This window comes from Mycolicibacterium sp. XJ879 (assembly GCF_053483935.1).
Genome location: NZ_JBEFTH010000003.1, coordinates 414,986 through 437,825, shown reverse-complemented (window position 1 = coordinate 437,825; position 22,840 = coordinate 414,986). Strand labels below are relative to the sequence as shown.

General features: G+C 66.4%; 22 protein-coding genes and 1 pseudogene. 11 read left to right on the top strand and 12 right to left on the bottom strand.

Going from position 1 to position 22,840, the window contains the following annotated elements; all coding sequences use genetic code 11:
- The first annotated feature begins 31 nt into the window (after window positions 1–31).
- Entirely contained in the window at window positions 32–1,537 is a 1,506-nt protein-coding gene (locus ABQF13_RS09395) for a dynamin family protein (protein WP_448392452.1), read from the top strand.
- Between the two features lie 73 nt (window positions 1,538–1,610).
- Here ABQF13_RS09395 and ABQF13_RS09390 read toward each other — a convergent pair whose 3' ends face one another.
- Genes ABQF13_RS09390 through ABQF13_RS09380 form a run of 3 tightly spaced genes read right to left on the bottom strand, consistent with a single transcriptional unit; the run spans window position 1,611 to window position 3,493 of the window.
- Window positions 1,611–2,069 (bottom strand): hypothetical protein, encoded by a 459-nt coding sequence (locus ABQF13_RS09390; protein ID WP_448392451.1) that lies wholly within the window; start codon window positions 2,067–2,069, stop codon window positions 1,611–1,613.
- Window positions 2,070–2,088: 19 nt separating this feature from the next.
- On the bottom strand, window positions 2,089–2,511 hold the full coding sequence (locus tag ABQF13_RS09385; RefSeq protein WP_448392450.1) for a hypothetical protein: 423 nt from the start codon (window positions 2,509–2,511) through the stop codon (window positions 2,089–2,091).
- A gap of 40 nt (window positions 2,512–2,551) precedes the next feature.
- Window positions 2,552–3,493: an LLM class F420-dependent oxidoreductase gene (locus ABQF13_RS09380; protein ID WP_448392681.1), complete on the bottom strand. Its 942-nt coding sequence runs from the start codon at window positions 3,491–3,493 to the stop codon at window positions 2,552–2,554.
- A 263-nt stretch (window positions 3,494–3,756) separates the two neighbouring features.
- Here ABQF13_RS09380 and ectA point away from each other — a divergent pair, with 263 nt between their 5' ends.
- Genes ectA through thpD form a run of 4 tightly spaced genes read left to right on the top strand, consistent with a single transcriptional unit; the run spans window position 3,757 to window position 6,955 of the window.
- Complete coding sequence (ectA, locus tag ABQF13_RS09375; RefSeq protein ID WP_448392449.1) at window positions 3,757–4,314, top strand: diaminobutyrate acetyltransferase; 558 nt, start codon at window positions 3,757–3,759, stop codon at window positions 4,312–4,314.
- Window positions 4,315–4,344: 30 nt separating this feature from the next.
- Window positions 4,345–5,634, top strand: coding sequence for a diaminobutyrate--2-oxoglutarate transaminase (gene ectB / locus ABQF13_RS09370; RefSeq protein ID WP_448392448.1), 1,290 nt, complete (start codon window positions 4,345–4,347; stop codon window positions 5,632–5,634).
- Between the two features lie 14 nt (window positions 5,635–5,648).
- Window positions 5,649–6,038, top strand: coding sequence for an ectoine synthase (locus tag ABQF13_RS09365; RefSeq protein WP_448392447.1), 390 nt, complete (start codon window positions 5,649–5,651; stop codon window positions 6,036–6,038).
- Window positions 6,035–6,955: an ectoine hydroxylase gene (gene thpD / locus ABQF13_RS09360; protein ID WP_448392446.1), complete on the top strand. Its 921-nt coding sequence runs from the start codon at window positions 6,035–6,037 to the stop codon at window positions 6,953–6,955. Before ABQF13_RS09365 ends, thpD begins: the two co-directional genes overlap by 4 nt.
- 34 nt (window positions 6,956–6,989) lie before the next feature.
- On the opposite strand, the gene ABQF13_RS09355 is transcribed toward thpD, so the two are convergent.
- Complete coding sequence (locus ABQF13_RS09355; RefSeq protein ID WP_448392445.1) at window positions 6,990–7,463, bottom strand: hemerythrin domain-containing protein; 474 nt, start codon at window positions 7,461–7,463, stop codon at window positions 6,990–6,992.
- Window positions 7,464–7,483: 20 nt separating this feature from the next.
- Window positions 7,484–7,753: pseudogene (locus ABQF13_RS09350) on the bottom strand (PIN domain-containing protein); the annotation flags it as partial.
- Window positions 7,754–8,047: 294 nt separating this feature from the next.
- Between ABQF13_RS09350 and dnaK the strand changes: the two are divergent.
- From dnaK to ABQF13_RS09330, 4 genes are read left to right on the top strand one after another with little or no spacing between them, the layout of a single operon-like run.
- Window positions 8,048–9,913 (top strand): molecular chaperone DnaK, encoded by a 1,866-nt coding sequence (gene dnaK, locus ABQF13_RS09345; RefSeq protein ID WP_448392444.1) that lies wholly within the window; start codon window positions 8,048–8,050, stop codon window positions 9,911–9,913.
- On the top strand, window positions 9,910–10,512 hold the full coding sequence (grpE, locus tag ABQF13_RS09340) for a nucleotide exchange factor GrpE (protein ID WP_448392443.1): 603 nt from the start codon (window positions 9,910–9,912) through the stop codon (window positions 10,510–10,512). The genes dnaK and grpE overlap by 4 nt, the downstream gene beginning before the upstream one ends.
- A 35-nt stretch (window positions 10,513–10,547) precedes the next feature.
- Window positions 10,548–11,732, top strand: a complete 1,185-nt coding sequence (gene dnaJ / locus ABQF13_RS09335) for a molecular chaperone DnaJ (protein ID WP_448392442.1) — start codon at window positions 10,548–10,550, stop codon at window positions 11,730–11,732.
- On the top strand, window positions 11,732–12,100 hold the full coding sequence (locus tag ABQF13_RS09330; RefSeq protein WP_448392441.1) for a heat shock protein transcriptional repressor HspR: 369 nt from the start codon (window positions 11,732–11,734) through the stop codon (window positions 12,098–12,100). Before dnaJ ends, ABQF13_RS09330 begins: the two co-directional genes overlap by 1 nt.
- Here the strand turns inward: ABQF13_RS09330 and ABQF13_RS09325 are convergent.
- From ABQF13_RS09325 to ABQF13_RS09305, 5 genes are all read right to left on the bottom strand, one after another.
- Window positions 12,097–13,545 carry a sugar nucleotide-binding protein gene (locus ABQF13_RS09325; RefSeq protein WP_448392440.1) on the bottom strand — a complete coding sequence of 483 codons (1,449 nt, stop codon included), beginning with the start codon at window positions 13,543–13,545 and terminating at the stop codon, window positions 12,097–12,099. The two genes, ABQF13_RS09330 and ABQF13_RS09325, sit on opposite strands and share 4 nt — an antisense overlap.
- A 238-nt stretch (window positions 13,546–13,783) precedes the next feature.
- Window positions 13,784–14,686, bottom strand: a complete 903-nt coding sequence (locus ABQF13_RS09320; protein ID WP_448392439.1) for an aldose 1-epimerase — start codon at window positions 14,684–14,686, stop codon at window positions 13,784–13,786.
- Window positions 14,687–14,978: 292 nt separating this feature from the next.
- The gene (locus ABQF13_RS09315) at window positions 14,979–16,040 is read right to left on the bottom strand and encodes an NAD(P)-dependent alcohol dehydrogenase (RefSeq protein WP_448392438.1); all 1,062 of its coding nucleotides are present in this window, start codon (window positions 16,038–16,040) and stop codon (window positions 14,979–14,981) included.
- Window positions 16,041–16,089: 49 nt separating this feature from the next.
- On the bottom strand, window positions 16,090–17,256 hold the full coding sequence (locus ABQF13_RS09310; protein WP_448392437.1) for an FAD-binding oxidoreductase: 1,167 nt from the start codon (window positions 17,254–17,256) through the stop codon (window positions 16,090–16,092).
- 16 nt (window positions 17,257–17,272) lie between these two features.
- Window positions 17,273–18,277, bottom strand: a complete 1,005-nt coding sequence (locus ABQF13_RS09305) for an ABC transporter permease (RefSeq protein WP_448392436.1) — start codon at window positions 18,275–18,277, stop codon at window positions 17,273–17,275.
- 102 nt (window positions 18,278–18,379) lie between these two features.
- On the opposite strand from ABQF13_RS09305, the gene ABQF13_RS09300 reads away from it, so the two are divergent.
- Window positions 18,380–18,994, top strand: a complete 615-nt coding sequence (locus tag ABQF13_RS09300; protein WP_448392435.1) for a TetR/AcrR family transcriptional regulator — start codon at window positions 18,380–18,382, stop codon at window positions 18,992–18,994.
- On the opposite strand, the gene ABQF13_RS09295 is transcribed toward ABQF13_RS09300, so the two are convergent.
- On the bottom strand, window positions 18,989–19,639 hold the full coding sequence (locus ABQF13_RS09295; protein WP_448392680.1) for a GAP family protein: 651 nt from the start codon (window positions 19,637–19,639) through the stop codon (window positions 18,989–18,991). The genes ABQF13_RS09300 and ABQF13_RS09295 overlap by 6 nt on opposite strands.
- Before the next feature lie 30 nt (window positions 19,640–19,669).
- The gene (locus tag ABQF13_RS09290) at window positions 19,670–20,071 is read right to left on the bottom strand and encodes an Rv0361 family membrane protein (protein ID WP_448392434.1); all 402 of its coding nucleotides are present in this window, start codon (window positions 20,069–20,071) and stop codon (window positions 19,670–19,672) included.
- Window positions 20,072–20,240: 169 nt separating this feature from the next.
- On the opposite strand from ABQF13_RS09290, the gene clpB reads away from it, so the two are divergent.
- Window positions 20,241–22,820, top strand: coding sequence for an ATP-dependent chaperone ClpB (gene clpB / locus ABQF13_RS09285; RefSeq protein ID WP_448392433.1), 2,580 nt, complete (start codon window positions 20,241–20,243; stop codon window positions 22,818–22,820).
- The last annotated feature ends 20 nt before the right edge of the window (window positions 22,821–22,840 follow it).

Here is a 22,840-nt window from a genome sequence, read left to right as displayed (position 1 = left end):
GGCCACTCGACTGCCTAAGCTGTAGCGCGAGATGAGCACGAGTGATCAGGTGCGCGCGATCCTGGCCGGAACGACGCTGGCCTACCGCGCCGATCCCGCATACCGCGATCGCCCCGACGTGCACAACGAGTTGGACCGCATCGGGCGTCGGCTGAACCAGCCGATCCGCATCGCGCTGGCCGGAACCTTGAAGGCGGGTAAGTCGACTCTGGTCAATGCCCTTGTGGGAGAGGATATTGCGCCCACCGATGCCACCGAGGCCACCCGCATCGTGACATGGTTCCGGCACGGTCCCACGCCGAAGGTGACCGCCAACCACGTCGGCGGTCGACACTCCAACGTGCCGATCGGCCGGGATCCCGAGGCGGGCGGTCTCACGTTTGACTTCGCCAGCCTCGATCCCGAGGACGTCGTCGACCTCGACGTGGAATGGCCGGCCGCTGAACTCATCGACACCACCATCATCGACACGCCCGGAACGTCGTCGCTGAACCGCGATGTCTCCGAGCGCACGCTGCGGCTGTTGGTGCCCGACGACGGCGTGCCGCGGGTGGACGCCGTGGTGTTTCTGCTGCGGACCCTGAATGCGCCAGACATCGCACTGCTCACGCAGATCGGCGAGTTGGTGGGCGGTTCGGCGGGGGCGCTCGGCGTGATCGGCGTGGTGTCGCGCGCCGACGAGATCGGCGCCGGACGCATTGACGCAATGCTGTCAGCCAAGGATGTGGCGACCCGGTTCACCAGCGAAATGGACCGCACCGGCATCTGTCAGGCGGTGGTCCCGGTGTCGGGCCTGCTCGCACTGACCGCACGTACGCTGCGGCAAAGTGAGTTCGTGGCGCTCGAGAAGCTCGCCGGGGTGGACGCCGCCGAGCTCACCAAGGCGATGTTGTCAGTGGACCGGTTCGTGCGAGAGGACATCTCGCTACCGGTCGACGCGGCCACCCGCGCGGCGCTGCTGGACCGGTTCGGGATGTTCGGGATCAGGATCTCGATCGCGGTATTGCGCGCCGGCGTCACCGATTCCGTGAGTTTGGCCGACGAACTGCTGGAGCGCAGCGGCTTGGTGTCGTTGCGCGAGGTCATCGACCAACAGTTCGCGCAGCGTTCGGACCTGCTCAAAGCCCACACCGCCCTGCTGTCGCTGCGGCGGTTCGTCGAGGTCAACCCGATCTACGCCACGCCCTACATCATCGCCGACATCGACCCGCTCCTCGCCGACACCCACGCCTTCGAAGAGCTGCGGTTGCTCTCCCAATTACATTCGCGACCAACGACATTGAACGACGACGAGATGGCATCGCTGCGACGGATCATCGGCGGATCGGGCACCGACGCCGCGAGCAGGCTCGGGCTGCAGCCCGACGCACCCTATGACGGCCCCAGGGCGGCGTTCGCGGCGACGCAGCGCTGGCGCCGACGTGCCGAGCATCCGCTCAACGACCCGTTCACTACGCGGGCGTGCCGCGCGGCGGTGCGCAGCGCGGAGGCGTTGGTGGCCGAATACGCCGCGCGCGGCCGGTCCCCATCGCGTTGACTCTGCGCTCAGGGCGTGAAATCGGCTGAAATCGCGCCCTCACCGCAGAGTCAATCGGCAGGACGTGACCGGCTCAGCCTTCGCCCTCGGGTGGCGCGGTGACGGTCTCGGTCTGGGTCACCGTTTCTGTGCTGGTGCTGACGCTGGTGGTCGGCTCGGTGGTGGTGGTTGTCGTCGGTGGGGCCGTGGTCGTAGTGGTCGTGGTTGTCGGCGGCGGCGGTGTGGTGGTCGGAGTGACTGTCTCCGTGACGGTTTCGCGTGTGGGCACGGTCGTCACGACCGACCTCGTCGTGGTGGTCAGCGGGGTCAACGTTTCGGAATCGGTCGGTTCGTCACCGCCGGCGATCAATTGGGCCAGACCCCACACGATCAGCGCGATCACCACCGCGCCCAACGCACCGAGCGCAACCAGCGCGGCCGGTTTGCGATACCACGGCGTCGGCTCCTCGGGCGGCGTGCCGTAGTACTCCGTCGGTGAGTCGTCGGGGTAGTTCGGGTCGTTCGGGTCGTTCGGAGGTCCGTATCGCGCCACGGCCTCCGATAGTAGGCGCTCAGGGCAGCGGATAGAGCGTGCGCGTCACATTTGTGCGCGGCTTGCGACGGGTACTGGTCTCCGTCGACTCCTCTTCGTCGTCGGTCTCGACGGTCGCCTCGGCGCTGGAGGTCTCGGTTTCCGACGTGGTTTCCGAGGTCGTCTCGAGCGCCGACAGGTCGGTGGTCTGCGGCGGGCTGGTGGTGGTGACCGTGTGGGTGGTGGCGGTCGGGGTGGCCGACCGGGTGGTCGGCGCCGAATAGGCGGGTTCGACGAAATTGAGCGGAGCCTGTTCGGGCGCGCTGAACTGGCGGGCCATCGCCGTCGCGGCGAGCACCAGAACGGCGATCACCGCCAGCGCGGCGATGCTCGCACCGACGAGGCTGGGCGTGCGGTTGTGCCAGGGCTGCCCATCCTCGCGATCGTCGTCCCGGCGGGTCACGGGACGAATCGTAGCCGCGGAGCGCTTCAACGGCGCGCGCTCAGCGCAGCGCAGGAACGACTTCGCGGGCGAAGAACTCCAGGTGATCCAGGTCGGACATGTCCAGAAGCTGCAGGTAAACGCGCTGGATGCCGGCATCGGTATACCCGGCGAGCTTGTCGGCGATCTCGGCGGGCGTGCCCACCAGCGGGGAGTTGCTGCGCAGCTCGTCGACCTCGCGGCCGATCGCGGCTGCGCGCCGGGCGATCTCGGCCTCGTCGCGGCCCGCGCAGATCACGAACGCCGCCGAGAACGTCATCGAGTCGACGGAGCGTCCGGCGTCGGCCAGCGCCGTACTGACCCGCTTGATCTGGGTCTTGGCCACATCGAGGGAGACGAACGGCACGTTGAATTCGGCGGCGTACTCCGCGGCCAACTGCGGGGTGCGCTTGGCGCCGGTGCCGCCGATGATGATCGGCGGGTGCGGCGCCTGCACGGGTTTGGGAAGCGCGGGCGACTTGGTCACGGTGTAGTAGGTGCCCGCGTAGTCGAACGTTTCGCCGGGTGGCGTCGTCCACAGCCCGGTGAGGATGCGCAGCTGTTCGGTGAGTCGGTCGAACCGCTCGCCGACAGACGGGAACGGGATCGCGTAACCGATGTGCTCGGCCTCGAACCAGCCGGCGCCCAGACCGAGTTCAACTCGTCCGCCGCTCATGTCTTCGACCTGAGCGACGGAGATGGCCAGCGGACCCGGATAGCGGAACGTCGCCGAGGTGACCAAGGTGCCCAGCCGGATCGAGGACGTCTCGCGCGCGATGCCGGCCAGTGTGACCCAGGAATCGGTGGGGCCGGGCAAACCCTCACCGCTCATCGCGAGGTAGTGGTCTGACCGAAAGAACGCCGAGTAGCCGAGTTGTTCGGCGGCGCGGGCGACCGCAAGTTGGTCGGCGTAGGAGGCACCTTGTTGCGGTTCGACAAAGACCCGGAAATTCGCCAGAGAGATCACGAGCGTCAGCCTAGAGCGACGCAGTGGCGCAGCTCACCCGATGCCGGGTTTTGGTAACAATTCGATAACAGCCGGGCTCCGCCGCCCGGCACGCTCTGGGTTCGTGTTTGCGCAGGTTTGCGGGGTGGAGGGGACGTTCTGGCGGCCGATTTGGCCGGTCGTCGCGCTTGATCGGCTAGTGGGCCTCGCTTACGGTCGGTTCACCGATGAACTGAACTGACGATGGTCGACAACTGCTCGGTGGTGACTGCTAACTGGTTATGTCCGCTCTAAATCGTGCCCCGCACGCGTGGGCAGATTCGCTGCGTTCACCGGTGGCTGCAGATGCGCTCGCAATGCACCGATTAGTTGCTGCCACCGGCGTGCTGGATCTCAATTCGTCGTACGCCTACCTGTTGTTGGCGACGGATTTCGCGGATACCTCAATCGTGGCGGATCGAGACGGCAAACTCTGCGGGCTCATCACCGGCTATCACCCGCCGGCCCGACCGGATGTGTTGTTCGTCTGGCAGGTAGCGGTCTCTGATGCCGCCCGCGGTCAGGGCTTGGCCAGCGCCATGCTCGACGCCCTGGTACACCGCGTGCGCAGCGACCGCTGTGGCCACCCCGTCACCGTGGAGACCACCGTCGCGCCGAGCAACTCGGCGTCGCGAGCGTTCTTCGGTGCGTTCGCCCGACGCCATGGGGTGCCGTTGACCGAGAGTCCGCACTTCAGCTCCGAGCTGCTCGCCGCTGATGGCGAGCACGAAGACGAGCCGTTGCTGCGGATCGGACCGATCACGGCAGCTCTACCGAACGAAATGTCCGACAAAAAGTAAACTGATTATCTGAAACTGAGGATTGACTGTATGTCGCTCGCAACATTGACCCCCCTATCCGAATCGGAGCTTCCCGATGTCTATAGCTCGGTGGAATCCGAAGTGCGCAGCTACTGCCGCGGCTGGCCGGCGGTCATGGAGCGCGCTCAGGGTTCCTTGGTCACCGATACGGCCGGTCGGCGGTATCTCGACTTCTTCGCCGGTGCAGGAGCATTGAACTACGGGCACAACAACCCGTTGCTCAAAAAGCCCCTTCTGGATTATCTGGCGTCCGACGGAATCGTGCATTCCCTGGACGTCGCCACGTCCGCGAAGACGGACTTCCTGGAAACGTTTGAACGCGTGATCCTGAAGCCGCGCAACCTGGACTACAAGGTGCAGTTTCCGGGGCCGACCGGCGCCAACTCGGTCGAGGCGGCGCTGAAGCTGGCCAGGAAGGTGACCGGGCGCGAATCGATCATCAGCTTCACCAACGCTTTTCACGGGATGACGCTGGGTGCGCTTTCGGTGACCGGCAACTCGATGAAGCGTGCCGGCGCGGGTATCCCCCTGGTGCACGCGACCCCGATGCCGTACGACAACTACTTCGACGGCGTCACCGAGGACTTCCACTGGTTCGAGCGTGTTCTCGACGACTCCGGTAGCGGGCTCAACCGGCCGGCCGCCGTGATCGTCGAAACCGTGCAGGGCGAAGGTGGGCTCAACGTCGCCCGCATCGAATGGCTGCAGGCGCTGGAAAAACTGTGCCGTGAGCGCGACATCCTGCTGATCGTCGACGACGTTCAAATGGGTTGCGGCCGAACGGGTCCGTTCTTCAGCTTCGAAGAGGCCGGTATCACACCCGACATCGTGACGCTGTCGAAATCGATCAGCGGCTACGGGCTGCCCATGGCGCTGACGCTGTTCCGCCGTGATCTGGATGTCTGGACTCCCGGTGAGCACAACGGCACCTTCCGCGGCCACAACCCGGCGTTCATCACCGCCACGCAGGCGCTCAAGTCCTTCTGGCAGAGTTCGGATTTCACCGACGAAACGGTGAAAAAGGGCAAGTTCATGCGTAAGCGTCTCGAGGAGATCGCTGCCGCCCACGACGGCGTCTCCGCACGAGGCCGGGGGATGGCGCAGGGGCTGAAGTTCGAGGACACCGAGCTGGCCTCCGCGGTGTGCCGCGCCGCGTTCGACCGCGGTGCGCTGATGGAGACTAGCGGTCCCTCGGACGAAGTGGTCAAACTTCTCCCACCGCTTACCATTTCGCAGGAAGATCTCGAGACCGGCATGGACATCCTCGCTGAGGCTGTCGATGCAACGGTCACTGCATAGAAAGTGTTCGATCCATGATTGTGCGTACTACCGCAGAAATCACCGGCACCGAACGTGACGTTTCAGACGGTGCGTGGAGGTCCAAGCGGATCATCCTCGCCGGTGACGGTGTGGGGTTCTCGTTCCACGAGACCACCATCAACGCGAACTCGGTCAGCGAGTTCCACTATCAGCACCACGTCGAGGCGGTGTGGGTCGTCGAAGGCAGCGGTTCGTTGACCAACCTCGAGACCGGGGAAAAGTTTGCTTTGGGCCCGGGGACGATGTATCTGCTCGACGGCCACGAACGGCACCGGGTCACCTGCGACGAACAGCTCAGGATGCTGTGCGTCTTCAACCCGCCGGTGACCGGCCTCGAAGTCCACGACGAGACCGGCGCTTATCCGCCACCGCAGATAGCATGAGTACCGTGACGATGCCGCGCGTCCGCGACCGGTATCCGACGCGGTTGGGCCATGCGATTTCCCCGATTCCCCGGGAAGAGCCGACGGTGTGGGGCGGTCCGCACGACGGCCCGCTCAGCAAGGACGCGTTGGACAGCTTCGCGCGGGCCGGCTATATGGTGCGCCCCCGCACGCTCGGCGAGGACTGGCTGCCGCCGCTGCGCCAGGAACTCGAGCGGATGGGTGCTGAACTCGACCGCGACGACCCGCGGGTGATCTACGAGCCGGGCGGGGGCAGTATCCGCTCGGTGTTTGAGCCGCACCTGATCAGCGATCTCGTCGCGGAGGTCGTCGGGCTGGAGACCGTGATACCGGTGGCCCGGCAGTTGCTCGGCAGCGATGTCTACATTCACCAGGCCCGGATTAACATGATGCCGGGGTTCACCGGTACCGGGTTCTACTGGCATTCGGATTTCGAAACCTGGCACGCCGAGGACGGAATGCCCCTCATGCGTGCGGTTTCGTGTTCGATCGCGTTGACCGACAACCATCCCTACAACGGCCCGTTGATGGTGATGCCGGGATCTCATGAGGTGTTCTATCCGTGTGTCGGCGCCACGCCGGACAACCACCACACCTCATCGCTAGTGCGACAGGAAACCGGTGTGCCCGATCAGGACGCGCTGACCAAGGCCGCCGCCGAGTACGGCATCGACCAGCTCACCGGGGCCGCCGGGACGGCTGTCTGGTTCGACTGCAACCTGTTGCACGGGTCCTCATCGAACATCACGCCGCTGCCGCGGTCGAACGTCTTTCTGGTGTTCAACTCGGTCGACAACGCGCTCACCGAACCGTTCGCGGCGCCACGTCCGCGGCCCGAGTATCTGGCGTGCCGCAACCCTGAGCCGTTCGGGGTGAACCCGCCGCCGGTGCGCTAGCCCGCGTCGGCCTGACCGCCTCAGCCCCGGGCGGTCAGGTCCAGCGCACCATCTCGCGCCCCGGGTGGGCGTCGTGCCAGGCCTGGATCGCGGTGTCCCACTGGTCACCGTCCAGCGACGTCAGCGCCGCGGGGAAGAGCCCGTCCTCTTCTTTTCGGGTGTGCTCGAAGAGGTGTTCCACGGCGTCGCGGATGGCCTGCTGGCCCTCGGCGCGGGAGATATCCACGGTGGCGAGCAGTTCCTCGAGTTCGCGGTGCTCGCGCACGAGCGGTTCGATGTGTTCGAGGAACAGGTCGTCGGTGGACATGACCGCGAACAGGCCGTTCTCCTCGCCCTTGAAGTGCGATAGCAGTTCGTCGGCCATCGCGGCCAGCCGTTCGCGCGCGGTCTGCAGGTCGCCGCGATCGATCGCGCGTACCGCGTCGCCGCCGAGGTTGAGCACATAGGCGTGCTCGCTGATGTAATCGCGGATCAGCGGCATGTCGCGACATCCGCAGTATTGGCACATGCTTCCGATGCTAGGAAGTATCAGCCGATTTGGCGCTCGAGCAGGTCGGGGCGCACTTCGGCGATCCGCGCATACGCACGGTCGTGATGGAGGACTCCCGCGCAGTGGAAAAGGGCGGTCTCGGCGATGAAGAGGTCCGGAATGGCGGTGCGATGCCACATTCGGCGATGGTGCGCGAGATCGCGTTGCAGTCGACGAACCCGGTCGAAGATGTCCGGCGGCGTAGCCAGCCTCGTGAACGCGTCGCGTACCAATGTGCGTTGCCGGTCGTAGTCGGCGGACGAACGTGCGCGCTCTTTTCGAGCACCCACAGCGTCATCGCCACGCCTCGTTGGACTCGAGCGGGCGGGCGGCCGTCGTGAGACGGACGCATTGGTCGATTCGCAGCGCGTGAAACCGCCACTGCGTCGGCTTCGAGCAGTCCCACCTCCACGCCGGGAACAAACCGGCGAAACGTACCGTTAGCAACTTTGACACTTGAGTGTAGCGGGCTCAAGTCTGGTTTGACAGGATAGGGTCCGTCGGAGCAGTCTTGAGTGCGGTGCACTCAGACCCCTAGTAGGACTAGTTCAGGAGGCAACACTATGGCTCGTGCGGTCGGAATCGACCTCGGAACCACCAACTCGGTCGTCGCGGTACTGGAGGGTGGCGACCCGGTCGTCGTCGCGAACTCCGAGGGCTCCCGCACCACGCCGTCCGTCGTCGCGTTCGCTCGCAACGGCGAGGTGCTGGTCGGCCAGCCCGCCAAGAACCAGGCGGTGACCAACGTCGACCGGACCATCAGATCGGTCAAGCGCCACATGGGCTCGGACTGGTCGGTGGAGATCGACGACAAAAAGTACAGCGCGCCCGAAATCAGCGCGCGGACCTTGATGAAGCTCAAGCGGGACGCCGAAGCGTACCTGGGCGAGGACATCACCGACGCGGTGATCACCGTGCCCGCTTACTTCAACGACTCCCAGCGTCAGGCCACCAAGGACGCCGGCCAGATCGCCGGCCTCAACGTGTTGCGCATCGTCAACGAACCCACCGCCGCAGCGCTGGCCTACGGGCTGGACAAGGGCGAGAAGGAACAGACCATCCTGGTCTTCGACCTCGGTGGCGGCACCTTCGACGTCTCGCTGCTGGAGATCGGCGAGGGCGTCGTCGAGGTACGTGCCACCAGCGGCGACAACCACCTCGGTGGCGACGACTGGGACGATCGCATCGTCGAATGGCTCGTCGAGAAGTTCAAGGGCACCTCCGGCATCGACCTGACCAAGGACAAAATGGCGATGCAGCGGCTGCGTGAGGCCGCGGAGAAGGCGAAGATCGAGCTGAGCTCAAGCCAGCAGACATCGATCAACCTGCCCTACATCACCGTTGACGCCGACAAGAACCCGCTCTTCCTCGACGAACAGCTCAGCCGCGCTGAGTTCCAGCGCATCACCCAGGATCTGCTGGACCGGGCCCGCAAGCCGTTCCAGTCGGTGATCTCCGACGCCGGCATCTCGGTGTCCGACATCGACCACGTCGTGCTGGTCGGCGGCTCCACCCGGATGCCCGCGGTCTCGGATCTGGTCAAGGAGATGACCGGTGGCAAGGAGCCCAACAAGGGCGTCAACCCGGACGAGGTTGTCGCGGTGGGCGCCGCGCTGCAAGCCGGCGTGCTCAAGGGTGAGGTGAAAGACGTTCTGCTGCTGGACGTTACGCCGCTGTCACTTGGTATCGAGACCAAGGGCGGCGTGATGACCAAGCTGATCGAGCGCAACACCACGATCCCGACCAAGCGGTCTGAGACGTTCACCACCGCCGACGACAACCAGCCGTCGGTGCAAATCCAGGTGTATCAGGGTGAGCGTGAGATCGCCGCGCACAACAAGCTGCTCGGCAGCTTCGAGCTGACCGGTATTCCGCCGGCGCCGCGCGGTGTGCCCCAGATCGAGGTGACGTTCGACATCGACGCCAACGGCATCGTGCACGTCACCGCCAAGGACAAGGGCACCGGCAAGGAGAACACCATCCGCATCCAGGAGGGCTCCGGTATCTCCAAGGAGGAGATCGACCGGATGGTCAAGGATGCCGAGGCCCATGCCGAGGAGGACCGCAAGCGCCGTGAGGAGGCCGACGTCCGCAACCAGGCCGAATCGCTGGTGTACCAGACCGAGAAGTTCGTCGCTGAACAGCGCGAGGCCGAAGGCGGATCCAAAGTCCCCGAGGAGACGTTGAGCAAGGTCGACGGCGCGATCGGAGACGCGAAGAAGGCGCTGGAAGGCACCGATATCGCTGCGATCAAATCCGCGATGGAACAACTCGGCGTCGAAAGCCAGGCGCTCGGCCAGGCGATCTACGAGGCGACCCAGGCCGAACAGGCCGCAGGCGGCGGTGCCGCCGACGCTGGAGCCACGGGCTCGTCGGCTGACGACGTGGTGGACGCCGAGGTTGTCGACGAGGACCAGGAGAACAAGTGAGCCAGAACGATTCGCACGAGCCGGTGACCGTCACCGACAAGCGGCGTATCGACCCCGACACTGGCGAAGTACGTGAACAGGCGACCGGGCCGGCTCCTGGCGAGCCGGCCCCGGAAGCCGGGGGTTCGCCGCAGGAGGTCACCGAGCTGAAATCCACACTTCAGCGGGTAAAGGCCGAGTACGACAACTACCGCAAGCGCACGCTGCGTGACCAGCAGGTCATCGCCGAGCGGTCCAAGGCCACCGTCCTCACCGAGCTGTTGCCGGTGCTCGACGACCTGGACCGGGCGCGCAGCCACGGTGACCTGGAGTCCGGGCCATTCAAGGCGGTCGCTGACAAGCTGACCAGCATCCTTGAGGGGCTTGGCCTTTCGGCATTCGGTGACGAGGGCGACGATTTCGATCCCGAGTTGCATGAAGCCGTTCAGCACGAGGGCGACGGCAGCCATCCCGTCGTGGGCGCCGTGATGCGCCGCGGCTACCAGGTCGGCGATTTCGTGCTGCGCCACGCCATGGTTGGTGTCGTCGACACCGTCCCCGATTCCGCCGACACGTCGGATAACACCGACGAATCGGACGAGAAGGCAGCAGAATCCTAATAACGAGTAGGCAAATGGTAAGGAGGTGACGCGACATGGCCCAGCGTGAATGGGTCGAGAAGGACTTCTACTCCGAGCTCGGCGTCTCCTCTGACGCCAGCGACCAGGAGATCAAACGGGCGGCGCGCAAGCTGCTCGCCGAAAACCATCCCGACCGCAACCCCGGTAACTCGGCGGCAGAGGAACGGTACAAAGCCGTTTCGGAAGCCAAGGAGGTGCTGACCGACCCGGCCAAGCGTAAGGAATACGACGAGACCCGAAGGCTTTTCGCCAACGGTGGCTTCGGTCGCGGCCGGTTCGGCGGCGGCGGTGGTGGCGGTTTCGGTGGTGGCTACGGCTCCGACGGTGTCGAGTTCAACCTGAACGACTTGTTCGATGCGGCCGGTCAGACCGGTGGTGCGAACATCGGTGACCTTTTCGGCGGTCTGTTCGGGCGGGGCGCACAGCAGCCCCGGCCGAGCCGGCCCCGTCGCGGCAACGACCTGGAGACCGAGACCGAGCTGTCGTTCCTCGAGGCGACCAAGGGCGTCGCGATGCCGCTGCGCCTCACCAGCCCCGCGCCGTGCACGAATTGTCATGGCAGCGGCGCACGTCCGGGCACCAGCCCGAAGGTGTGTCCGAACTGCAACGGGGCCGGCGTGATCAGCCGCAACCAGGGCGCGTTCGGGTTCTCCGAACCGTGTACGGAATGCCGGGGCAGCGGCTCGATCATCGAGCACCCGTGTCAGGAGTGCAAGGGCACCGGTGTGACCACCCGGACCCGCACGATCAACGTGCGGATCCCGCCGGGCGTCGAGGACGGCCAACGGATCCGGCTGGCCGGACAGGGTGAGGCCGGGCTGCGCGGGGCGCCGTCGGGTGACCTGTACGTGACCGTACATGTGCGCCCGGACAAGGTTTTCGGCCGCAAGGGCGACGACCTGACCGTCACCGTGCCGGTGAGTTTCCATGAATTAGCATTGGGCACAACGCTTTCGGTGCCAACTCTGGAGGGCAAGGTCGGCGTGCGGGTGCCCAAGGGAACGTCGGACGGACGGATCCTGCGGGTGCGCGGGCGTGGGGTGCCCAAGCGTTCCGGTGGCCACGGCGACCTGCTCGTCACGGTCAAGGTGGCCGTTCCGACGAACCTCGGGGGCGACGCGGTCGAGGCGTTGGAGGCGTACGCCAAGGCCGAGCGGGCCAGCGGGTTTGACCCGCGGGCGGGATGGGCAGGTGCGTGATGGCGGCGAAGCGTTCCAACGATGAAGCGCGCACGTTCCTGATTTCGGTGGCCGCCGAGTTGGCGGGTATGCATGCGCAGACGCTACGTACCTATGACCGGCTGGGTCTGGTGCGCCCGCAGCGCACGGCCGGTGGCGGCAGGCGCTATTCGCAGCACGACGTTGACCTGCTGCGGGAGGTGCAGCGGCTATCTCAGGACGAGGGTGTCAACCTCGCGGGGATCAAACGCATCATCCAGTTGACCAACCAGGTCGAGGCGCTGCAGGCCCGCGTCAAGGAGTTGACCCGCGAGCTCGAGGAGCTGCGGGCGCAGCCGCGGGCCAAGAGCACCGCGTTGGTGGTGTGGCAGCCGCGCAACCAGCGCTAGTCGGTGGCGGCGTTCAGCGTCGGCAGGCGTTGCTGTTCGAGTTCGATGTAATTCGTCAGCATCTCGTCGGCATCCACGGGAACGAAGCCGGTGGACTCGATCTTCGTCAGGTCCAGAACGCTGTTGGCCGGGCGTGGAGCAGCAGGCCCGGTGGCCTGGCCGAAATACTCGGCGGTGGAAACGCCGGTCACTCGACTCGGCTCATGGCCGGCGATGGCGAACGTGCGTTGTGCGATCTGTGCCCATGACCGAACCGACCCGGATCCCGTCACGTTGTAGGTGCCATAGGGTGCACGGGACTCGGTGACGTGTCGGATCGCCCGCGCCAGCTCCGAGGTGAACGTCAAGCGTCCGAACTGATCGTCGACGACGGCCGGGTTCACGTCATTGCTGGCCAGCGACAACATGGTGCGTACGAAGTTGCGCCCGTCGCCGATCACCCACGACGTGCGCAGGATGTAGTGACGCGCAAGCGTGGCCACGAGTTGATCGCCGGCGGCCTTGGTCTGTCCGTATACGCCCAGCGGCGCCGGCGGGTGGTCCTCGCGGTACGGCGTCGTGCTCGTACCGTCGAACACGTAGTCGCTGGAGATATGCACGACGGTGATGCCATGCTCAGCGGCGACCCGCACCAGGGCCGCTACACCGGTGACGTTGGTGGCCCATGCCGCGGCACGACCTTCCGCGGTCTCGGCTCCGTCGACGTTGGTGTATGCCGCGGCGTTGATGACCGTGTCGTACTCACGCCATGCGCGGGCGGAAGCGAGGTCACCGCCCGTTAGGTCGAGATCGGCGCGCCCGGCGAATTCGATGGACGGCGCATCAGCGTACGCACGGCGCAATGCGCGGCCCAGTTGCCCGTCCGCCCCGACGATCAGGGTCTTGCGCGGCGGAATGGGTTCGACCTCTGCCAGGTGCGGCTGGGCTCGGTCCTTGGCCGACAACACCGCTTGGTCCAACGGAATTGGCCAGTCGATGGCGACGCGCTCATCGCCGGGATGCACCGAGGTGTAGTCCGCGTCGGGGGAGTAGTGATCGTTGACGAGGTAGGAGTAGACGGTGTTCGGCTCGAGGGTCTGATAGGCGTTGCCAACCCCACGGGGTACGAAAACCGCACGCGAAGGGTCGAGTTCGATGGTGAACACCGTCCCGAAAGTCTCGCCCGCACGCAGATCGACCCAGGCGCCGAACGCCCGTCCGGCCGCAACCGAAACGAATTTGTCCCACGGCTCGGCATGGATACCGCGCGTCGTGCCCAGCGATTCGTTGAAGGCGATGTTGTGTTGTACGGGTCCGAAATCCGGCATCCCGGCAGAAATCATCTTCGCGCGCTGCCAGTTCTCCTTGAACCAGCCGCGGTTGTCGCCGTGGACGGGCAGCTGCCAAACGGTCAGCCCCGGGATCGGGGTGTCCATGGCACCCAACGTCTTGCCGTACTCCGTCATTGCTTGGCTTCTCCGTCATTGCCCGAGTCGGGCGTAGAACGCTTCGGTGGCTCCTTTAGCGGGTGCCCACCAGTCTTCGTGGTGGCGATACCAGTCAATAGTCGCAGACAGACCTTCCTCGAAGTCTCCGTACCGTGGGCGCACGGAAGCATTCGATAGGCGATGTAATGATTCTGGCATTAGTCGCCGCGGCGAAGACCAGGTGCGCTACCGCATGGTGCCAGGGATGTGGTGACGGTCACCGCACGCTGATCGAAAAGCGTACCGTTTCAGGCCTGCCCGGGACGGCACAGCGGTAGGTACCGCGGCGCAGCGAGTCGGTCGGGGCGGCCATCGGCTCGAAGCAGACGACGTCGTCGCTGCCGGGCGCGAAAATCTGCGCCGCCGGATAACCCGCCTCGAACCTGACGTCGAGGCGGTGGTCCCCGCCGGACAGCGAGAACACCGCCCCGTCGGGCACGTTGTCGAAGCCGTCGTCGTACTCGACGCGGCCGAGCGGTTCGGTGCCGCCGTGCCACTCCTGATGCCCCCCGGTCGGAATACCCCGGTCGTCCACCGGCAAGCGGCGCATGGCCGGAGTGGTCAGCCGCCACTGTTCGCGCGGCACACCGGGGATCGTCAGATAGGGGTGGTAGCCGAAGCACAACGGCACCGACGCCGACGTCGTCGCCATCACGGTGGTTTCGATGGTCAGCTTGCGTTCGTCGAGCGCGACGCTGTGGACCAGCAGGTGCGGGAATGGGAACGAGGCCAGCAGCCTGGGTTTGCCGCCGTAGTCGAGCACAGCCGTCAGCGAGTTCTCCGACCGGGCGGTTACCAGCCACCCCGGATAGGCGGCCAGCACACCGTGGATCGGAGCGCCGTGTTCGTCCGTGCGCACGCCACCGGCACCGGCGGTCAGGGTGACGACAGCGTCGTCGACACTATACGTGTTGTCGCTCAACCGGTTTGCCCACGGATACAGGAACGGAATGCCCATCGTCTTGCCGGATGTCACGTACGCGTCCAACCCGCGGCGCTGGCCGAGGAACTCATCACCCGCGTCGGCCAGCGAGGTGCCGACCATGCCGGCCGTCGGGACGAACGTCGCTGTCATCGACGATGCCGGATCCTTCAGCGTGACGCTCTCCAACTCGGCCATGTCAGCCGATCCTGCCACCGGATGCGGTTAGATCAAACGGTGATCGGAGATACGCGGGCGCACGACGAAACCGAAGCCCGCAACCTTGAGATCGTCCGCGCCGGTTTCGGCGCCTGGAGCGACGGCACTGGCAGCCCCGATCAGGCGCTGAGGGCGCGGCTCGCGACGGCGTGGCCTACCGCAACACCTATTCGTGGTTTCTGACGCTCGCCGACGACCGAATCGTCAGAGGTACAGCGCTTTTCGACAGCATCGCGTTCAACGATTTCTGGCAACGGGTGCCCGCCGACAGTCAGTCGTAGACGATCACCGCGCGGCCGACGAAATCGCCGTGGCCCAGTGCGTCGATGTGATCGTTGACCTCCTCGAAACGCACCTGCGTCACCGAATCTTTGATCTTGCCCGCCTCTGCCAGCGCCACGACCTCGGTGAGGTCGCTGTAGTTGCCCCAAAATGAACCGAACAATGTGTATTCGCGGCTGACCAGAGGGAACAGCGGCATGTCGACGCGATTGCCGACCAGCCCCACCGTCGCGACCGCGCCCTCGGTGGCCAGCAGGGCGAAGGCCAGCCGGATGCTGGTTTCGGCTCCCGCGCATTCGATGACCGCGTCGAACTCCCGTCGGCCGGTGACCTGCTCGAGCGCGTCGCGCACCTGATCGTCGGAGCGGTCGCCGATGTTGATGGTGTGATCGGCTCCGTTTTCTTTTGCCAGCGCGAGCTTTTCATCGTTGCGGGCCAGCGCCACCACCGTCGCCCCCGCGCCGAGCAGCTTCGCGTACTGCACGGCGTATGCGCCGAGCCCGCCGACGCCCATCACCGCCAGCGTGGTGCCCGGACCGAGCACCCCCGCGGAGCGGAGCTTCTTCAGGCCGCGGTAGGGGGTCAGGCCGGCGTCGGTCAGCGGCGCCAGGGACAGGGCCGACATCTGACCGCTGACCCTGATCAGCTGTCGGTAGGAGACCGGGACGTACTCCTGGTACCCGCCGTGCGGCCCGAAACCGATCCAGTGGCCCTGGTTGCAGATGTGCTGGTTGCCGCGATGACATTGGCGGCAGGAGCCGTCGCCTTGCGGCCCGAAGACCACCACATGGTCACCCTCCGCCAACGCTGCGGCGGCAGGAACGTCGGCGCCGAGCCGATCGATGGTCCCCGCGATCTCGTGACCCGGGGTCGCAGGCAGCGGCATATCCATCCCGAAGTAGCCGTCGATGAGCTGAAAGTCGGTGCGGCACATGCCCGCTCCGCCCACCTTCACCAGTACCTGGTCGGGTTCGATGTCGGGTATCGGGATCTCTTCGAGCTTGAGCGGTTGCCGGTATCCGTACATCCGTGCGGCGCGCATGGTCGGCATGGCTTCTCCTCAGCCTGAACTGATCTTGAGCAGTGTATGAGCCCGCCGCTCAGTTGGATAGCGGATCGTGCTGAATCCGCTCGGCCGGCGCCCCTTTGGCGATCAGCGCGGCCTTGGTGGCCTCGACCATCTGCGGCCCGCCGCAGATCAAAATCTGGCGGTCGCCCCAGTTGCCGTACCGGGTCACCACGTCGGGCAGCCTGCCGGTCTGGCGCACGTGCAGCCCGCGAGGCGGGTTGACGTCGGGATACTCCGACGCCCACGGCGGATCGACGTTGTACTCCGACACCGGCGTCACCGACAGCCACGGATTCTGCGAGGCGATCTGCCACAGGGTGTGCAGGTCGTAGAGGTCGCAGGGGTAGCGCCCGCCGAAGAACAGCTGCACCCGGGGGTTCACCCCCCACCGGGTGAGGTCCATGATCAGCGCCCGCAGCGGGGCCAGGCCGGAGCTGCCGGCGACCATCAGCACATCGCCGCCGTTGCGGTCGATGTGCAGGCCGCCGTGCGGGTTGGACAGCCGCCACCGGTCACCGGGTCGGGTCTCGCCGACGATCGCGGTGCTCACCATGCCGCCGGTGACCGAGCGGATGTGGAACTCGATGCCCCCGCTGGGTTCGGCCGGAATCGACGGGCTCAAATACCGCCACCGCCGCGGCCACTGCGGCACCTGCACGGTGACGTACTGGCCGGGGTGGTAGGCCAGCGGTCGGTCCAGTTGCAGGCGTACCACCGAGACGTCACGGGTGGCGCGGATGTGCTCGATCACCGTGCCGTCGCAGTACGGCGGGCCCTCCTCGGCCTCGGCCGCCCCCCGCATGACACCGATGAACAGCGCGACCGCATCGTGGCTGGCCTCGGCCAGCCTGTCATCCCAGCGCTCGACGAGGTGATCGCGCAGCGACCTCAGCAGGGCGCGTTGCATGCTGTCGTAATGCTGTTGTGTCACACCGTATTTGCGGTGATCGCGACCGAGCTGGGCCAGGAAGGTCACCGGCTCGTCGGCGCGTTGCGCGACGAGTTCGCCGAACAACCAAGTCAACGCCTGCGCGAACACGGCGCGCTGCTGGGCCATATCGGGTGGAAACAAGTCGCGCACCGACGGGTCGGTGGCGAACCAGTGGGTGTAGAAGGTGCGGATCAGATCGTCGGAGCCGAGCGCGGGGTCGACGGCGTGGCGCAGCATTTGCAGCGCGTCACGGTCGTCGAGTCCCACGCCGCCCGAGTGTAAGTCAGCTCGGCCCCCGGCTCCGTTGGCGCAGCGCGGCGATGACCATCAGAGCCGCACCGGCCAGCACCCAGAGACTCAGCACGAGGACCGGCACGGCCCCGCCTGCGCCGTCGAAGAACGCCGTCGACCGCAGCAGGGTGGCATTGGCGCCCTGCGGCAACCACTGACCGACCTCACCCCAGCCGCTGGGCAACATCTCCGGCGCACTGTTCAGCCCCGACAACGGGTTGCCGACCAGCACCGCCAGCAGCGCGCCGACGATCAACCCGATCCGCCCGAACACCGAGCCCAGCCCCATGATCGTCAGCCCCGCGGCAAGCACGCCCAGCGTCAAACCGGCGGTGACACCCCAGAAGTTCTGGTCGATCGAGCCGAGCACGAAGCGCAGCAGCGCCGCGATCGTCACGCCGGAGACCGCGGCGAAGGCGATCATGGCCGCCACTCGCGTCCAGATCTCGCGCCGAAGCACCAAGACCAGCGCAATCGCGGGCAGCAGCGCGGCCAACGTGAGCGGCAACGCCGAGGCGGCCAGCCCGATGCCGCGCGGATCGTCGGCGGTGGGCGGCGCGAGATCCTCGACCTGGACCTGCGCGCCGGTCTGTTTGGCGATGCCGTTGGCGACCTGGGTGAGCATTTGCGCGACGGCCGGGCTGGCCCCGGTGGCGATCAGCAGTGTCCGCCCGTCGGGACTGAATGCCATGCCGCCGTAGACATCCCGGCTTTCGATGGCGTCGCGCAGCGCCGCTTCGCCGGGATAGTAGGTGACGGCGAACGCGCCGGGGGCCTGCTGCTGCAGCAGTGCCTCGACTTGACCCGCCGCGGCCTGCGGGCCCGCCGCGCCGATCGGTACGTCGCGGGGCGCCGTGTGCACGGCGGGCAGCGCGAAGGCCAGCGCGACGATCGCGACCACGACGGTGAGCACCAGCACGATGCCGGTCGCGCGGATCGCCGCGGACGGTTCGTGGCTCGGAGTGAAGGGCGAGGTGTCCAGCTGTGTTTCGGTCATGGTTCGAAACCTTTTCATCTGGTGTTGAATTAATGCCTTGCGCCGAGCGTAACGCCGCTGGGGGAAGGATTTCAACAGTTATTGAAATGTTAGTGTCGCAATATGCCTTCACCAGCCCGGGTGGCCAAACGGCGCGGCCGCCGCCAGGGTGACCCGGTGTCGCGGGAGGCGGTGCTGGCGGCGGCCAAGAAGCGGTTCGCCACCGAGGGTTACGACAAGACGACGCTGCGGGCGATCGCGCGGGATAGCCATGTCGATCCGGCGATGGTGCTCTATCTGTTCGGTTCGAAGGCCGAGCTGTTTCGCGAGTCGTTGCGGTTGATCGTGAATCCCGACGTGTTGATCGCCGCGCTCACCGGCGCGCCCGGCGACGACCCCGACATCGGCACCCGGATGGTGCGCGCATACCTGCGGATCTGGGCCGAACCCGACACCGGTCCCACCATGGTGGCGATGCTGCAGTCGGCCACCTCCAACAGCGACGCCCACGAGGCGTTTCGCGGGTTCATGCAGAACTACGTGCTGACCGCGGTGTCGGGCGTGCTCGGCGGTGACGAGAACGCGCGGCTGCGCGCGATGCTGGCCGCCAGCCAGCTCGTCGGCATGGCGATGCTGCGGTATGTGATGAAGATCGGACCGTTGGCGGCCCTGCCCGACGACGAGGTGGTGAGGCTGATCGCCCCGACGGTGACGCGGTACCTCACCGACGAGCTATAGGTGCGAAATCCCCTTGTACAGCACCATGAGCCCGATCACGACGAGGATCACCGCCATCAGGACCGCGTGCTGTTGCTCCATCCAGTCCTTCAGCCGCGCCAGGGCGTTGTCGAGGCGTTTCCCGGACACGGCGTAGCCGAGAATCGGTATCACCACCGACGACGCGGCGACCACCACGAACCACGCCACGGCCGCCCAGACGCTCGATCGGCCCATGCCGGCCGAGCCGATCGCCAAACCCGCCGCGGCGCAGATGAGCAACACCTTGGGGTTGACGACGGTCAGCGCCAGCGCCGTACCGCCCGCACGGGCCGGGGTCAGCTTGCTCAAGCTCTGCATCCAGCGCGGCATGTGCGCGGACTTCTTGCGCATCGACCACCGGTAGATGCCGAACGCGATCAGCGCGACGCCCACGGCGATGCGCAGCCATGAGGCCCAGCCGGGAGGCTCGCGGTCCAGCCCGCCGAGCAGGCTGGAGACCGCGAGGAAGGCCGTCGTCAGCACGGCGATGCCGATCACCCAGCCGGCCAGAAACGACAACCCGGTCGGGCGCGGGCGCGCGGTGTGTAGCACCAGCACCGCCGGGATGATCGACAGCGGGGACAGCGCCACGACGAGCGCCAACGGGATGAGTTCGGTGAGCACCGATACCAGCACGGATAACCTTTCGTTGAACTAAATGGCCTCGACGGCGTGATATCGGCAGGCCTTCCACTGCGCGCCCTCGCGGACGAACTCGACGGCCAGTGTCTCAGTGTGGTGGGCCGCCTCGAAGCGCACGGTGGCCATCGCCGACGTCGCCGGATCGCCCGCCACCGATACCGCTCCGACGCTGATGCGCGTCGGCCCGTCGACGCGCCTGCTGGAATACCAGCCCGGCTCGAAACCGTCATCGTTGCGCATCGCGGCGCACACATACATGGCGAAGGCATCGAAGTCGAAGCGGTTATACGAGTCGTTCATGCCGTTGAGCACCGCACGGACCTGTTCCTGATCGGTTGCCGCCCGGGCTGTGCTGGACGGCCACGCCAAGCCGAGCACCGCGAGGACCGTCAACGCGGCGATCAAACGCACCATGTGTCAAGGGTCGCCGACCCGAGTGTGCGGATTGGTACGCCGGGACCGGCGTGTTGCGGATGAAACCGCACGACCGCGGAAAGTTTGGCAGACTTGAGCGGAACAGACTCAACATTGACTGCGTTGTACATCGCGACAACGCTTTCCTTTAGACGAAACGGAGGTAGTCGTGGACTCGTTTAACCCGACGACCAAAACCCAGGCGGCGCTGACGTCGGCGTTGCAGGCGGCCACCGCCGCTGGCAACCCGCAGATCGCGCCCGAACACCTGCTGATGGCATTGCTGACGCAGAACGACGGCATTGCCGCCCCGCTGTTGGAGGCCGTCGGAGTTGACCCCGCGACGATCCGGGCCGAGACCCAGCGGTTGCTCGACCGGTTGCCCAGCGCCACCGGTGCGGCCACCCAGCCGCAGCTGTCGCCGCAGTCGCTGACCGCGATCACCGCTGCGCAGCACCTGGCCACCGAGATGGACGACGAATACGTCTCCACCGAGCACCTGCTCGTCGGCCTCGCCGGCTACTCGGGTCGCTCCGCAGGCTCCGCTCCTGAAGGCGACAGCGACACCGCCAAGCTGCTGAGCGGCCACGGCGCCTCCCCGCAGGCGCTGCGCGAGGCGTTCACCAAGGTGCGCGGCAGTGCGCGCGTCACCAGCGCCGACCCCGAGGGCACCTACCAGGCGCTGGAGAAGTACTCCACCGACCTGACCGCCCGCGCCAAGGAAGGCAAGCTGGACCCGGTCATCGGGCGCGACAACGAGATTCGTCGCGTCGTGCAGGTACTGAGCCGACGCACCAAGAACAACCCGGTGCTGATCGGTGAACCCGGCGTCGGCAAAACCGCGATCGTGGAGGGCCTGGCCCAGCGCATCGTGGCCGGCGACGTGCCGGAGAGCCTGCGCGACAAGACCGTCGTCAGCCTGGACCTGGGCTCGATGGTGGCGGGATCGAAGTACCGCGGCGAGTTCGAGGAACGGCTCAAGGCCGTGCTCGACGAGATCAAGAACTCGGCGGGCCAGATCATCACGTTCATCGACGAGCTGCACACCATCGTCGGCGCCGGTGCGACCGGCGAGGGTTCGATGGACGCCGGCAACATGATCAAACCCATGCTGGCGCGCGGCGAGCTGCGTCTGGTCGGCGCGACCACGCTCGACGAGTACCGCAAGTACATCGAGAAGGACGCCGCGCTGGAGCGCCGCTTCCAGCAGGTGTTCGTCGGCGAACCGTCGGTGGAGGACACCATCGGCATCCTGCGTGGTCTCAAGGATCGCTACGAGGTGCACCACGGTGTGCGGATCACCGACTCCGCGTTGGTGTCCGCCGCGACGCTGTCGGACCGCTACATCACCGCGCGGTTCCTGCCCGACAAGGCCATCGACCTGGTCGACGAAGCCGCATCGCGGTTGCGGATGGAGATCGACTCCCGGCCGGTCGAGATCGACGAGGTCGAGCGGCTGGTGCGTCGCCTCGAAATCGAGGAGATGGCCCTCTCGAAGGAAGAGGACGAGGCCTCCAAGGAGCGGCTGGAGAAGTTGCGCGCCGAGTTGGCCGACTACAAGGAGAAGTTGGCCGAGCTGACCACCCGCTGGCAGAACGAGAAGAACGCCATCGACGTGGTCCGCGAGCTCAAGGAGCAGCTCGAGTCGATGCGCGGCGAGGCCGACCGCGCCGAACGTGACGGCGATCTGGAACGCGCCGCCGAGCTGCGCTACGGCCGTATTCCGGAGGCCGAGAAGAAGCTCGACGCCGCGTTGCCGCATGCCGAGGCGCGGGAGGACGTCATGCTCAAGGAGGAGGTCGGACCCGACGACATCGCCGAGGTGGTGTCGTCGTGGACCGGCATTCCGGCCGGCCGGATGCTCGAGGGCGAGACCGCAAAGCTGCTGCGGATGGAAGACGAACTGGGTAAACGGGTCGTCGGGCAACGGAAGGCGGTCACTGCGGTTTCTGATGCGGTCCGCAGAAGCCGTGCCGGGGTCGCCGACCCGAACCGGCCCACGGGTTCGTTCATGTTCCTGGGCCCGACCGGTGTCGGTAAGACCGAGCTGGCGAAGGCGCTGGCGGAGTTCCTGTTCGACGACGAACGCGCGATGGTCCGCATCGACATGAGCGAGTACGGCGAGAAGCATTCGGTGGCTCGGCTGGTCGGTGCGCCCCCGGGCTACATCGGCTACGACCAGGGCGGTCAGTTGACCGAGGCGGTGCGCAGGCGTCCGTACACGGTGATCCTGTTCGACGAGATCGAGAAGGCCCACCCGGACGTGTTCGACGTGCTGTTGGCCGTGCTCGACGAGGGCCGGTTGACCGACGGGCAGGGCCGCACGGTCGACTTCCGCAACACCATCCTGATCCTGACGTCGAACCTGGGTGCCGGCGGCACCGAGGAGCAGGTGATGGCCGCGGTGCGCGCGGCGTTCAAACCCGAGTTCATCAACCGGCTCGACGACGTGATCGTCTTCGACGGGCTCAACCCCGAGGAGTTGGTCCACATCGTCGACATCCAGCTGGCTCAGCTGGCCAAGCGCCTCGAGCAGCGCCGCCTGACGCTGGAGGTGTCGGCGCCCGCCAAGAAGTGGTTGGCCCACCGTGGGTTCGACCCACAGTACGGCGCCCGGCCACTGCGTCGGCTGATCCAGCAGGCGATCGGCGACCAGCTGGCCAAGCTGCTGCTGGCCGGGACCGTGCACGACGGCGACGTGGTGCCGGTCAACGTCAGCCCCGACGGGGACTCGTTGGTGTTGGGCTGAGCCCCCTACCACCCGCGACG